Raw genomic sequence first — 14287 nt, forward strand, 5'->3', positions numbered from 1 at the left:
CGTGACGAGGTTGTTTCGGAACGAAGTCGAATCGATTCGCCGAATCGGTTCGACCGAAGATAGGCCCGCTCCGGCGTAGGCGTCAATGGGCGGGATGTCGCGACGGAGTGCCACGTCATGAACCGGTTCGACCTACGATGGTCGCCGACCGGCGGAATCGGACGAGGAGCACGGGTGAACATCGGAGAGATCGCCAAGCGGGCGGGCGTGTCGCGCAGCACCGTCTCGTACGCGCTCACCGGCAAGCGCCCGGTGTCGGAGGAGACCAAGCGCCGCATCCTGACGGTCATCGACGAGCTGGGCTACCGGCCCAACGCCTCGGCCAGGGCGCTGAAGGAGGGCCGCACCCGCACGATCGGCCTGGTCATCCCGCCGGCCAGCCAGCGGCTGACCGACATGCAGCTCGGCTTCGTGGCCAGCGTGGTCGACGCCGCCGCCCGCGCCGACCTGGACGTCCTGCTGTCGCCTTCCGGCGGCGAGCACGACCGCTCCTTCGAGCGCGTCGTCACCGGCCGGCGCGTGGACGGCGTCATCCTCATGGAGATCCGGCTGGAGGACGACCGGGTCGCCCGGCTGCAGGAGCTCGGCCTGCCGTTCGTCGGCATCGGCCGCACCCGGCACCCGGAGGACATGTCCTGGGTGGACATCGACTACGAGACGCTGATCGCCAAGTGCGTCCACCACCTGGCCGACCTCGGCCACCGGGAGCTGGCGCTGGTCAACCGCAACGCCGAGCTGGTCGCCGCCGGCTACGGCCCCGGCCACCGGGCGCAGGCCGGCTTCGACCGCGCCATCGCCGAACGCGGCCTGCGCGGCGTGCGGGTCTGCTGCGCCGACGACGCCCAGGCCGGACAGGCCTGCCTGCAGCAGCTCCTCGCCGAGCACCCGGGGCTGACCGCCGTCGCCACCATCAACGAGGCGGCGGTGTCCGGCATGTACCGGGGGCTGGCCGAAGCGGGCCTGAGCGTGCCCGGCGACTTCTCCATCGCCGGTGTCGCGGCCCAGCACTGGGCCGAGAACCTGCACCCGCCGCTCACCGCCGCCGACGTCCCGGCCGACGAGCTGGGCGCCCGCGCCGTCGAGCTGCTCATCCAGCGCGTCGCCGACCCCGGCACCCCGCAGCGCCACCTGCTGGTGGCCCCGCCCATCTCGCTGCGCGGCACCACCGGCCCCGCCCGGCCGCGCGACTGATCGGTCCAGAGCCGCCGTCCGCGTGACGGCGGCATGTCGTCCACGTTTCCGGCTCTTGACCGCCGTGCCGGGAGACGCTTATGGTCCAGTCGAATCGATTCGACCTCATCCCCGACACTCCCCGAACGGGAAAGACGCATGGCTCAACCCTCATCCCGGCGGGCACGCACCGCCGTCCTCGTCGCCACGCTCGCGCTGACCGCGATCCCGGCGGCCGCCTTACCGGCGCTCGGCGCCGCACAGGCGGCGGCCCCGAACCTCGTCCTGCACTACGACTTCGAAGGGGACCTGTCCGGCGGCACCGTCACGGACCGTTCTCCCTCCGGCCTCGACGGCACCCTGGCCAACCCCGGCGCTGCCACCACCGCCGAGGGCCCCGACGGCACCAAGGCGTTGTCCCTGCCCGGCGGGGCGACCGGCGCCACCACCGCCCCCTATGTGACGATCCCGGGCGGCCTGTTCCGCGACCGCCACGCCATGACGATCTCGACCTGGCTGAAGTGGTCGGGCGGCCCTGACTTCCAGTGGGTCTACAACCTCGGCAAGGACGCCGGGACCGCCACCTTCGTCACCCCCTCCTTCGCCGGCGACGCGACCACCCGCTCGTCCATCAAGCCGGTCAACGGCAACACCGAGGTGGGCGTGCCCGGCACGCAGAAACTGCCGACCGGGCAGTGGGTCAATCTCGTCACCACGATCGACGGCAAGACCCTGACCTACTACGTCAACGGCGCCGCCGTCGGCAGCACCACGGCGGAGATCGACCTGGCCAAGGTGATGCACGCCGACGGCAACACCACCTCCGGCTTCCTGGGCAAGCCGTTCTGGGGCGGCCACCCGTTCCTGGACGGCGAGCTGGACGACTTCCGCGTGTACGACGCCGCCATGGACGCCGGCCAGGTCGCCGACCTGGCCGGCGACCACCTGGCCACGATCACGAAGATCGAGCAGACCTCCTTCGAGGTCACGACGTACTCCGAGATCGCGCCGGAACTGCCGAAGACCGCGAGCGCCGACTTCTCCGACGGCATCCGCCGCGGCGTCCCCATCACCTGGGAGGCCGTCGATCCGGCCCGGTATGCCGAGCCCGGCCAGTTCACCGTCAAGGGCACCGCGCACGGCACCGCCGTCCAGGCCACGGTCAAGGTGATCGGCAACAACCTCACCGTCGACCTCGGTGCCGAGACCGGCGCCTTCCACGGCGGCGCGTCCGGCACCCTGTACGGGGTCTACGGCGACGGCGTCCCAGCCCGCAACCTCCTCGAAGGCATGAACCTGCGCACGGTCTCGACCAAGGCACAGGACGGCCCGCAACACCCGGGCGCCGACGCCCTGGAAGTGGTCAAGCCGCTGGCCGACAGCACCGGCGGCGACGTGTACATCTACATGACCGACATCTACCGCGGCTTCCCTTACCAGTGGCCCGGCGGCACCCCCGAGGCCAGGCTGAACGACTTCAAGGCCAAGATCGCCAAGCAGGTCGACCAGGTCCTCAAGCTCGACCCGAAATATCAGGACAACATCGTCTTCGTTCCGTTCAACGAGCCCGAGGGCAACATGTTCGGCACGGGCGAGTGGAGCTACGACCGGGTGAGCTGGCTCAGCGACCCCCGTGCCTACTTCAAGGCGTGGGACGAGGTCCACGCCCTGATCAAGGGCAAGATGCCGCACGCCAGGATCGCCGGCCCCAACACCAGCGTGCTCTACGACAGGGTCCAGGACTTCCTGCGGCACACCTCGCAGGCGGGCACCCTCCCCGAGGTCGTCACCTGGCACGAGCTGAGCAACCCGGCCGCCATCCGCACGAACGTCGCCAGGTACCGCGGCTGGGAGCGCGCCATCCTCGGCGACAAGCGGCTGCCGATCAACCTCAACGAGTACGCGCACAACTACCACACCTCGGTGCCCGGCCAGATGATCCAGTGGGCCTCGGCCATCGAGGAGTCGAAGGTCGACGCCGACATCGCGTACTGGAACATCGACGGCAACCTGTCCGACTCGGCCGTGCAGGCGGGCCGCGGCAACGGCCAGTGGTGGCTGCTCAACGCCTACGGCCAGATGACCGGCGACACGGTCAAGGTCACGCCGCCGCGCCCCGATGTGAGCTACACCCTCCAGGGTGTCGCCACCCTCGACAGGGCCAAGGCGCAGGCCCGCGTCCTGTTCGGCGGCACGTCGGGCAAGGCCGGCATCCGGTTCGACAACGTGGACACCGCGCTGTTCGGCGGCACCGTGCACGCGCTGGTCCAGGAGATCCCGTGGACCGGCCAGCTCGGCGACTCCGCCCAGCCCGAGGTCCTCGCCGAGATCGACCGGCGGGTCGAGGGCGGCTCCGTGGCCTTCGACTTCGGCCAGGCGCTGCCCAGACTCAAGGAGTCGTCGGCGTACCAGATCATCCTCAGCCCCGGCCGCGACGCCTCCTCCCCCGCCGCGCCGACCAGGCTCTGGCAGGCCACGTACGAGGCCGAGGACGCCGCCCACACCGGCAGCGCCTACCGCCGCGAGGGCCCGCAGGGCTCGCCGTCCAACGTCGGCCAGTACTACACCTCCGGCGGCCATGACGTCGGCGGCCTGCGCACCGGCTCCGACCTCACCCTGGACTTCAAGATCTCGGTGCCGCGGGACGGCGCCTACGACCTGTCCGTCTTCGCCAACTCCATGAACACCGCCGACGCCGTCAAGGAGCAGGGCCCCACCAACGTCTTCCTCCGGGTCGACGGCGCGGCCGAGCAGGAGCTGCACCTGCCCCTCGGCTACCGCTGGCTGGTCTGGGACCACGCCGACACCGAGGTCAGGCTGACCAAGGGCGAGCACGTCCTCACCCTGGCCGCCAGGAGCCTCGACGGCACCCGCGCCACCAAGGGCGACGCGCTCGTCGACAAGATCGACCTCTCCCTCGCCAACCCCGCGGCGGCCGAGACGATCTACGAGGCCGAGTACGCCACCCTCACGGGCGCCCGCGCCGGCTACACGCGCAAGACCGGCCACGCCGCCATCGGCAAGGACCAGACCGCGACCTTCTGGGTCTACTCCCCCGACGAGGGCGAATCCACCCTCGCCGTCGACACCCTCGGCGGCGGCCGAGCCTGGCTCGACGTGAACGGCCGACGCCTCACCGGCGTCAACGCCGACACCAAGGTCAAGGCGTTCCTGTCCGGCGGCATCAACAAGATCACGCTCACCGGCCAGTCCGGCACGCTCCGCCTCGACCGCCTCCGCGTCGCCAACACCGACGGCACGCTCAAGCCCACCTGGTACGAGGCCGAGGCCGCCCGGCTCGCCGGCACCGCCAAGGTCGCCGCCTACCCGCTGGCCGGCGGCGGCAGGGCCGTCACCGACGTCGGCGGCGCCCCCGGCAACGCCAACACCCTCACCTTCGACGTCACCGCCCCCAGGAACGGGGCCTACGCCATGACCGTCCGCTACTCCAACCCCGAGCAGTCTCCCGCCTCCCACTACAATCCCGACCCGCTGGCCCGCCACGCCGACGTCTCCGTCAACGGCGCCCAGCCGCGGCGCGCCTGGTTCCCCCACTCCTTCCACGCCGGCAACTTCTGGGAGCTGACCATCCCGGTCCAGCTCACGAAGGGAGCCAACACGATCGCCTTCGCCTCGCAGGAGCTGCCGGACTTCGACGGCGACTCCTACAGCTCCGGCACGTTCCCCGACATCCTGCTCCGATCGAAGTACGCCCCCATCGTGGACAGGATCGCACTGACGCCCCTCGCCAGGTGACCCCTGAGAGACCGGGCGGGAACGCCCGGTCTCTCAGGCTGTCAGCAGGGGAAGCGCCTCGAAGACGTGGTCCTGCCACAGGCGGCGCGAGGTCTCCTCGGGGTACGCCGCGACCGACGGCACCGTGTCGAAGACCCGGGTCAGGCGCTGCCCGGAGCCGTACGCGGGCCAGCCCGGGTCGCCTGAGGTCGCGAAGGACGTCCAGGCCGTGCGGATCTGCGCCGTCAGCTCGCGGGCCTCGGCGATGTGCTCGGGGCCGATGGCCGCCGGGCCCAGGTGGGCGTCGTAGGTGCCGAACAGCAGCGGGCCGTCCAGCCCGTGGCAGGCGCGCATCACCCCGCCGTTGCCCGGGGACTGCCAGGCCAGCTCGTACAAGTAGGCCCTGCCGCCCCCGGCCGCCTGCGCCTCGGCCAGGCGCAGCGTCGGCATGCGGAACAGCCAGTCGGTCTGCACGAGTTCGTAGAGCTCCTCGGCGGACGCGCCGGGGAACGCCGCGCGGTAGGCGCGCTCGCCGTCCTCGCCGGGGCCGAAGCGGCGCAGCGTCTCCCCTGCCTGCTCCTCGGTGATCTTGCCGAGCTGTCCGGAGAAGAGGAGGAACGTACGGAACTCGTCGCGGGTATGGCCGATGATCAGCTCCACGTCCCGTCCCGCACCGCCCGCCAGCGCCTGCCAGGGCGCGGCCGGCAGCACCTCGCCGTCGACCACGGGCGAGAAGGCGGTGAGCGTGTGCGCGAACGAGCCCCAGCGGTCCTCGTACTGCCGCATCTTCGACTCCAGGGCGTGCCCGATCGCCGGCAGCTCCCGCGGATCCACGCCCGACAGGTCCCCGGCCGTCGGGCGCAGGCCCGCCTCGGCGGCGATCGCCGCCGCGACGTCCCGGGCCAGGGCGTCGGAGAAGTACGTGCCCGGCAGGCTCTGCCCGACGGCGCGCCGGAACAGGCCCGCCGCGCTCGGCATGACCATCAGCGCGGCGATGGACCCGGCGCCGGCCGAATCACCGAGAACGGTCACCTGGCCGGGGTCGCCGCCGAACGCCGTGATGTTCTCCCGCACCCATTCCAGGGCGGCGACCTGGTCGAGCAGGGCCCGGTTGGCGGGCGCGCCGTCGATATGGGCGAAGCCCTCGACGCCGAGGCGGTAGTTCAGCGACACGAAGACCACGTCGCCGTCGCGGGCGATGTGCCGGGCGTCGTAGCCGGGGCTGCCGGAGAAGCCGTGCTTGTAGGCGCCGCCGTGGATCCACACCATCACCGGGCGGCGGGCCGCCGGGTCGGGGTCGGGCGTCCAGACGTTGACCGTCAGCCAGTCGTCGCCCGTGCCCTTGAAGAGGTCACCGCCGCCGCGGCCGGCCATGCTCGCGTCCTGCGGAGCGGGCGGGCCGAAGGTGAACGCCTCCCGTACGCCGTCCCAGCCGCGCACGCGCCGCGGCGCCTGGAAGCGGGCCGCGCCGATCGGGGGCTCGGCGTACGGGATGCCGCGGAAGACAGCCAGGCCGTCCTCCGTGCGGCCGCGCACCACGCCGGCGGCGGTACGGACCTCGGGCTCCTCGGCTGCGGACATGGCGGCTCCTTTGCCTAAATCGACTGATTTAACTGTTGTCCATTTTTTAACACATGTCTAGAGTTGCGGGCGTGCAGGATCGACAAGACCGCCGGGTGCGCCGCTCCCGTGCCGCCCTCATGGCCGCCGCCGTACGCCTGGTCTCCGAGCGCGGCACCACGGCCCTTCCCGTGGGCGAGCTCTCCGACGCCGCGGACGTCAGCCGGCAACTGGTGTACCTGCAGTTCGGGGACCGTGACGCGCTCCTCGTTGCGGCCGCGACCGACCTGGTCGAACGGGAGCTCCTCCCCGAGGCCGGGGACGAGGGCGCGCCGCCTCGCGCGCGCATGCTGGCGATGGCCCGGCACTTCGCCCGGCACCGGCCCTTCTACCGCGCGATGCTCACCGGATCCTGCGCGTTCCCGATGACCCGGGACCTGAACAGGCTGTTCGGCTCGCTCATCACCGTGACGGGCCTGCGCGAGGTGTTCGGCGACCTCGACGACGCCACCGCGCAGGACCTGGCCGCGCTGATCGCGGGCGGGACCGGCACGATCGTCAACGACTGGCTGATCGACGCCGACGACCCTCTCGACCCCGACGAACTGGCCGACCGCCTGCTGCGCCTCTCGACCACCCTCGCCCGCACCCCAGGAGGTCGCCCGCGATGAACCTGAACAGCCATCTCGTCCAGCGCCTGCTGCGCCTGCCCCCGCCCCTCACCAGGGACCTGACGATCGAGCGCGACCTGCGCGTGCCGATGCGCGACGGAGCCGTCCTGCTGGCCGACCGCTGGGCGCCCAAGTCCGGCGGCGACGGCCTGCCGACCGCGCTCATCCGCGTCCCCTACGGCCGGGCCGGCATGACCGCGGACCCGATGGCCCGCCCGCTGGCCGAACGGGGTTTCCAGGTGCTGATCCAGAGCACCCGCGGGACCTTCGGCTCCGAGGGCCCCTTCGACCCGCTGCGCCGCGAGCGCGAGGACGGGCTCGACACCCTCGACTGGGTGATCCGGCAGCCGTGGTTCGGCGAGTCGATGATCCTGTACGGCTCCAGCTACCTCGGCTTCGTCCAGTGGGCGGTCGCCGACGCCCTACCGCCCCAGGTCAAGGCCATGATCCCCGGGGTCTCCGAATCGGCCCTCACCCTGGACTTCCTGCGCGGGGACGCCTTCTCCCTGGAGACCCCGTTCGTCTGGGGCGTCCAGGTCGCCGGCCAGGAACGCCCGCTCGCGATGCCGCGCCAGCTGCTCCGGGCCAAGAAGGTCCAGCTTGCCCTGCGCACGCTGCCACTGGCCCAGGCCGACACCGCCGCCCTGGGCCACCACGACGACTACATCCAGAACATCCTCGCCCACGACGCCGGCAGCCCGTTCTGGCAGGGCCTGGACCACCGGCACCGGGTCTCGGACATCCGGGTGCCGGTGAGCAGCGTCGGCGGCTGGTACGACATCTTCCTGCCCGGCCAGATCCGCGACCACCGGGCCCTGCAGGACGCCGGACACCCCCTCGCCCGCCTCACCGTCGGCCCCTGGGCCCACGTCTCCATGGGCGTCGGGCAGACGGCCGCCGCCGAGGCCCTCGACTTCGGCCTGGCGCTGGCCCGGGGCGAGGAGCCGGCCGAGCGCGCCCCGGTACGCCTGTTCGTCATGGGCGAGGAGAAGTGGCGCGACTTCCCGTCCTGGCCGCCGCCGGGATACGAGCCCCGGCGCTTCCATCTCCAGCCGGGCGGCGCCCTGTCCACCGAGGCTCCCGCCGGCTCGTCCCCCGACGGCTACCGCTACGACCCGGCCGACCCCACCCCGGCCCTCGGCGGCGTCCGCATGGCCTTCGGCGAGAAGGCCGGCCGCGTCGACAACGCCGCCCTGGAGGCCCGGCCCGACGTCCTCACGTACACGACGTCCGTGCTGGAGGAGGACGCCGAGGTCGTCGGCGAGGTGAGCGCCGAGATCTTCTTCCGCTCCAGCCTCCCCCACGCCGACGTCTTCGTCCGGCTGTGCGACGTCGACGCCGACGGCCGCTCCACCAACGTCTGCGACGGCCTGATCAGCCTCACCGGCGCCGACGAGATCACCCCCGCCACGGTGACCCTGTGGCCGACCGCGTACCGCTTCAAGCGCGGCCACCGCATCCGCGTCCAGGTCTCCAGCGGCGCCTTCCCCCGCTACAACCGCAACCCCGGCACCGGCGAGCCCCGGGCCACCGCCACCGCCCTCCGCACCGCCGACCAGCAGGTCTTCCACGACCCGCAACACCCGTCGGCGGTGCTCCTCCCCGTGCGCTGACCGCGCCGTCAGGCGAGTTCGTACGTCCAGCCGGAGGCGAGGGAGGAGGAGACCCGCGCCTCGCCACCGGAGCGGGTGACGGTGAACCGGGCGGGCTCGCCGGAGGCGTGATCGGTGACGGTGAGGGCGGCCTCCCCGTCCGGCCCCGGGTAGACGCGCAGGGTCAGGCCGTCGAGATAGTCGTAGTCCGGCCGGTCGTCCCTGGCGCCGACGGGCAGGACGGCGCCTTCGCGCACGTAGATCGGCATCGAGGTGAAGCCGTGCCGCTCGGTGCGCCAGCGCCCGCCCTCGACGCGCTCCCCCGTCAGGTAGTTCGTCCACGTGCCGTCGGGCAGGTAGAGCTCCACCGTCCCGTCGGGGGTGAAGACGGGCGCGACGAGCAGGTCCGGGCCGAGCATGTACTGGGTGTCGAGGTGGGCGGCGTTGCGGTCGCCGGGGAACTCCATCGCCATGGGCCGCATCACGGGTGTCCCGCTCTCGTGCGCCTGGACGCCCGCCTGGAACAGGTACGGCATCAGGCGCAGCTTGAGCTTCGTGAACAGCCGGGTCACCTCCACGGCCTCCTCGTCGAAGGCCCACGGAACGCGGTAGGAGGTGGAGCCGTGCAGCCGCGAATGGGAGGACATGAGCCCGAAGGCGACCCAGCGCTTGAACACGCCGGGGTCGGGAGTGCCCTCGAAGCCGCCGATGTCGTGGCTCCAGAAGGAGAACCCGGAGAACGCGAGCGAGAGGCCGCCGCGCAGGCTCTCCGCCATGGACCCGTACGTCGATCCCGAGTCGCCGCCCCAGTGCACCGGCAGCCGCTGGCCGCCCGCGGTCGCCGACCGCGCGAACAGCACCGCCTCGCCCCGGCCCCGGCGCTCTTCGAGCACCTCGAACACCGCCGTGTTGTAGAGGTGCGTGTAGAGGTTGTGCATGCGTTCGGGGGTGGAGCCGTCGAAGTAGGCGACGTCGAGCGGGATGCGCTCCCCGAAGTCGGTCTTGAACGCGTCGACCCCCTGGTCCTGCAGCGCGCGCAGCTTCGACTGGAACCAGCCGGTCGCGGCGGGGTTGGTGAAGTCGACGAGTCCCATCCCGGCCTGCCACAGGTCCCACTGCCAGACCGACCCGTCCGGGCGCTTCAGGAGGAAACCCTGCCCGGCGGCCTCGGCGAACAGCGGTGAGCGCTGGGCGATGTACGGATTGATCCACACGCAGACGCGCAGGTCCTTGGCGTGCAGGCGGGCCAGCATGCCCTCGGGGTCGGGGAAGACCCGCGGGTCCCACTGGAAGTCGCACCAGTTGAACTCGCGCATCCAGAAGCAGTCGAAGTGGAAGACCGACAGCGGCAGGTCGCGCTCGGCCATGCCGTCGATGAACGAGGTCACCGTCTGCTCGTCGTAGTCGGTGGTGAACGAGGTCGACAGCCACAGACCGTAGGACCAGGCGGGCAGGCGCGCGGGGCGGCCGGTGAGCGCGGTGTAGCGTTCCAGGATCTGCTTGGGGGTGGGCCCGTAGATCACGAAGTATTCGAGACTCTCCCCCGCGACCGAGAACTGCACGCGTTGCACCGTCTCCGACCCGATCTCGTACGAGACGTGCCCCGGGTGGTTCACGAAGACGCCGTATCCGCGGTTGGTGAGGTAGAACGGCACGTTCTTGTAGGCCTGCTCCGAGGAGGTCCCGCCGTCGGCGTTCCAGATCTCCACCGTCTGGCCGTTCTTGACCAGCGGTCCGAAGCGCTCCCCCAGCCCGTAGACCACCTCGCCCACGTCCAGCGCGAGCTGCTGGGCGAGGTGGACGGAGGCACGGGCGCCGCCGACCGGCGCCGGATCGACCTGCGCGTCCCCGGCGAGCCGGAAGTGGCCGATCGATTTGGGGCCGCTGGAGGTCAGCGGGCGCCCGTCGGCGTGGAAGGACAGGTTCCAGGGGGCCCCTGGCGCCATGGTCGCGCTGAGCGCGCCGCTGGTGAGCGTCGTGGCGCCGTCCGTTTTGACGATGCCGTGGCCGTCCTCGGCGCCGACGAGGTCGAAGCCGCGGTCGTCGCTCAGGTGGTGCTCGACGCGGACGCGGATCACGTTCTCCAGGGGTGACGACAGCCGCAGCGAGAGGACCGGCCGGTTGAGGGTGTCGCCCCGGCGGTTGATCACGGTGGTGGGCGCGGTGACGGTGAACGCGCCCTCCTCGGTGGAGATGTCGTACGCCTCGGCCGCGTACAGCGCGGTGACGCCGGGGCGCAGCTGCCAGAGCCCGTCGGTGAACTTCATCGGCAGGTCATCCCTTCAATCCGCCGGCCAGCAGGTCGGCGCGCCAGAACCGCTGCAGCACCAGAACGAGGGCGATCAGCGGGATGACGGAGACGGCCGAGCCCATGATGACCAGCGGGTACAGGTCGCTGTCCCCGGCGCCCTTGCCCAGGAACGTGTACAGGCCCAGGGTGATCGGGTATTTGTCCTGGTCGGAGAGCATGATGAAGGGCAGCAGGAAGTTGTTCCAGATGCCGACGAACTGCAGCAGGAGCACCGTGACGAGCCCGGGCGCCATCATGGGCAGCACGATGGCGCCGAAGATCCGGGTCTCCCCGGCGCCGTCCAGGCGCGCGGCCTCCAGCGTGCTCTGCGGGACGGAGGCGGCGGCGAAGACCCGGCACAGGAAGATGCCGAACGGGTTGATGATGACCGGCAGCAGCACCGACCAGTGGGTCCCGGCCAGACCGACGGCGGCCATGAGCAGATACTGCGGGACGGCCAGCACGATGCCGGGCACGAGCACGCCGGCGAGGATCACCGAGAACAGGAACTCACGCCCGCGGAAGCGGAACTTGGCCAGCGCGTAGCCGGCCATGGCCGACACCATCGTCGACAGGATCGCGCCGACGCCGGCGTAGAGCAGCGAGTTGAGCCCCCACTTCCAGAACTGGCCGTCGCCGTAGGCGCTCAGGTTGGCCAGGTTGTCGAGGATGCCGGTGCCTGGCGCGAAGGAGAAGGTGGTGAACAGCTCGCGCGGCGTCTTGGAGGAGGCGATGACCACCCAGGCCACCGGGGTCAGGCAGTACAGCGCGCCGAGCAGCAGCACGACCAGCGGGAGGCGTGGCCGCCGCGCCGCACCCGGGCGGCGGCGGTGAAACTGGCGGTCACCGGTACGGGGTACGGCGGTCATGCGTTGTCCCCGAAGGTCCGGCGCTGGAAGAAGCGCAGCAGGAGCAGCGAGATGGCGAGGATGCCCAGGGCCAGCACGACGGAGGCGGCGGCGGCTCCGCCGAGGTTGTCGTTCATGAACGCCTCCTGGTAGATCTTCATCAGCGGCACCCAGGTGGCGCTGATCGTGGTCGTCATCGGCCGCAGCGTGGCGGGTTCGCTGTAGAGCTGCAGGGTGCCGATCACGGAGAACAGGCCGGTGAGCACGAGCGCGGGGGCGACCAGCGGGATCTTGATGCGCCAGGCGATCTGCCACTCGCTCGCCCCGTCGATGCGGGCCGCCTCGTAGATGGAGGTGGGGATGGCGCGTAGCGACGTGAAGATGATGATCATATTGAAGCCGACGCCGGACCACAGCGCGATGTTGGCCAGCGAGAAGTACAGGGCGGGGAAGCCGAAGAAGTCCAGCGGCCCGGCCTGCAGTTGCCTGGCGATGTAGGTGAGCGGGCTGGTGCTGGGCAGGTACAGGAAACCCCACAGGAGGCTGGCGATCACGCCGGGCACCGCGTACGGCAGGAAGATCGCGGTGCGGGTGAAGCCGCGCGCCCGCACCCTGGGGGTGTCGAGCAGCAGCGCGAACAGCAGGGCCAGGCCCAGCACGCTGGGGACGGCGATGACGCCGTAGAGCAGGACCCGGCCGAGCCCGGCGACGTACTCGGGGTCGGAGAGCGCGGCGGCGTAGTTGTCGAACCCGATGAAGGCTTCCACCCGCCGCCCGAACGCGCCGCCGCCTTCGATGCGGAAGCCGCGGAAGCTCAGGTAGACGGCGTAGCAGATCGGGATGATCAGGAACAGGGCGAAGAAGACGATCGCGGGCATGGCGAACAGCCACGGGGTGGCGACGGCGCGGACGCGCAGGCGTCGCCCGGTGGAGCTGGCGGGCATGAGATGTCCAGGGAGGGGTCGAACCGAGGGCCCGGCCGGGCCCTCGGCGTCTTACTTGGTGACGGTGTAGCCGGACTTCTGCAGGTCGGCGACGACGGCCTGCTGCGTGGACTGGAAGACCGCGCGGAACGAGGTCTTGTCGAGCGCGGCCTTGTTGAGCGCGTCACCGAAGGCGCTCTGGGCGACGTTCACGTTGGGTCCCCAGGTCACCGGGATGGTGGTGTTCTTGATCACCTGGTCGGTGACCTGGTAGAAGTCCTTCTGCTGCGGCATCAGCTTAGGCGGCTCGTGGGTCAGCGTCGCCTGGCGGCCCGCGTTGCCGCCGGGGAAGATGTCAAGGCTGAGGAGCAGCTTGGAGCCCTCGTCGGAGGCCCCGAGCCAGGCGGCGAAGGCCGCGGCCTCCTTGGCGTGCTTGGACTTGGACGGCACCAGGTAGGCGGACCCGCCCAGGAACGGGACGGCGGTCTGGCCCGGCGTCCACTGCGGCAGCGGCGCGGACTCCCACTTGCCGGCGGTGTCGGGTGCCACGGAGTTGATGACGCTGGGCGCCCACGAGGCGGCTGCCCAGCTGAGGATCTTGCCCTTGTTGACCTGGGCGTTCCACTCCGGAGTGAGCAGCGGCTCGACCTTGACCAGGTCCCGCTTCACGAGGTCCTCCCAGAAGTCGGCGGTCTTCAGGGACGGCTCGCCGTCGATGCCGACCGTCCAGGCGTTGCCGTCGGTGCTCCACCACTGGGCGCCTGCCTGGGCGGCCTGGGCGGCGAAGAACTCGAACTGGGTGGCGGCGAAGGCGGCGATGTAGGCGTCGGGGTCCTTCTTGTGGATCTGCTCGGCGGCCTTCGCGTACTCGGCCCAGGTGGTGGGGACCTTGACGCCGTACTTGTCGAACAGGTCCTTGCGGTAGGTGAGCATCATCGGCCCGATGTCCTGCGGCACGCCGTAGACCTGCTTGTTGAAGGTGGTCAAGGCCCAGACGTTGGGGTCGATGCCGGATTTGGCGCCGGCCACGTCGGCGGTGATGTCCTTGACGGCTCCGGCCACGACCAGGGCGGGCAGGCCGCGGTACTCCAGCTGCACCACGTCGGGGGTGTCGCCGGCCTTGTCCGCGGCCAGCAGCTTGGAGGCGGTGTCGGCGGTTCCGCCGACCTCCGAAAGCTTGATCGTGACGTTGGGGTGCTCCTGGTGGTACTTGTCGACGATCGCCTTGGCCGCCGGATCGCTGCCTTTCAGGCTCCAGGTCCAGAACTCCAGCGTGACCGGCCCGCCTGCGCTCGCCGTCTCCGAGGAGGGGGTGTCGGCGGACGAGCAGGCGGCCAGCGACGCCGCCAGGGCGAGCGCCAGCGCCGCGGCGCCGAGCTTCGTCCGGGGTCGGCGGCGTCGGGGCGGGGTCGGTGGGGTCATGACGATCTCCAGGGCGAGGGGTGGTGCGCCTCGGCGGGAATGCCGGGTCGTGCGTTGGGATCTAACCTGATGTTAA

At 71.1% G+C, this 14287-nt stretch carries 9 protein-coding genes; 4 read left to right on the top strand and 5 right to left on the bottom strand.

What is annotated here, in order from left to right; all coding sequences use genetic code 11:
• The first annotated feature begins 174 nt into the window (after positions 1-174).
• Both ACWDRB_RS48200 and ACWDRB_RS48205 read left to right on the top strand, forming a co-directional pair.
• The gene (locus tag ACWDRB_RS48200; RefSeq protein WP_449905962.1) at positions 175-1191 is read left to right on the top strand and encodes a LacI family DNA-binding transcriptional regulator; all 1017 of its coding nucleotides are present in this window, start codon (positions 175-177) and stop codon (positions 1189-1191) included.
• Positions 1192-1329: 138 nt separating this feature from the next.
• Positions 1330-4926, top strand: coding sequence for a LamG-like jellyroll fold domain-containing protein (locus ACWDRB_RS48205; protein ID WP_449905965.1), 3597 nt, complete (start codon positions 1330-1332; stop codon positions 4924-4926).
• 33 nt (positions 4927-4959) lie between these two features.
• Here ACWDRB_RS48205 and ACWDRB_RS48210 read toward each other — a convergent pair whose 3' ends face one another.
• Complete coding sequence (locus ACWDRB_RS48210) at positions 4960-6486, bottom strand: carboxylesterase/lipase family protein (protein ID WP_449905968.1); 1527 nt, start codon at positions 6484-6486, stop codon at positions 4960-4962.
• A 71-nt stretch (positions 6487-6557) separates the two neighbouring features.
• Between ACWDRB_RS48210 and ACWDRB_RS48215 the strand changes: the two genes are divergently transcribed.
• Both ACWDRB_RS48215 and ACWDRB_RS48220 read left to right on the top strand, forming a co-directional pair.
• Complete coding sequence (locus tag ACWDRB_RS48215; RefSeq protein WP_449905969.1) at positions 6558-7136, top strand: TetR/AcrR family transcriptional regulator; 579 nt, start codon at positions 6558-6560, stop codon at positions 7134-7136.
• Positions 7133-8749: a CocE/NonD family hydrolase gene (locus ACWDRB_RS48220; protein WP_449905972.1), complete on the top strand. Its 1617-nt coding sequence runs from the start codon at positions 7133-7135 to the stop codon at positions 8747-8749. Before ACWDRB_RS48215 ends, ACWDRB_RS48220 begins: the two co-directional genes overlap by 4 nt.
• Positions 8750-8757: 8 nt before the next feature.
• On the opposite strand, the gene yicI is transcribed toward ACWDRB_RS48220, so the two are convergent.
• From yicI to ACWDRB_RS48240, 4 genes are read right to left on the bottom strand one after another with little or no spacing between them, the layout of a single operon-like run.
• On the bottom strand, positions 8758-10995 hold the full coding sequence (gene yicI / locus ACWDRB_RS48225) for an alpha-xylosidase (protein ID WP_449905975.1): 2238 nt from the start codon (positions 10993-10995) through the stop codon (positions 8758-8760).
• A gap of 7 nt (positions 10996-11002) precedes the next feature.
• On the bottom strand, positions 11003-11887 hold the full coding sequence (locus tag ACWDRB_RS48230; protein ID WP_350732938.1) for a carbohydrate ABC transporter permease: 885 nt from the start codon (positions 11885-11887) through the stop codon (positions 11003-11005).
• Positions 11884-12810, bottom strand: coding sequence for a carbohydrate ABC transporter permease (locus ACWDRB_RS48235; protein ID WP_449905979.1), 927 nt, complete (start codon positions 12808-12810; stop codon positions 11884-11886). Before ACWDRB_RS48235 ends, ACWDRB_RS48230 begins: the two co-directional genes overlap by 4 nt.
• Positions 12811-12861: 51 nt before the next feature.
• A complete protein-coding gene (locus ACWDRB_RS48240) occupies positions 12862-14211 on the bottom strand; it encodes an ABC transporter substrate-binding protein (RefSeq protein ID WP_449905982.1) in 1350 nt (449 codons plus the stop codon).
• Positions 14212-14287 lie beyond the last annotated feature (76 nt).

Source organism: Nonomuraea sp. NPDC003707 (genome assembly GCF_053587055.1).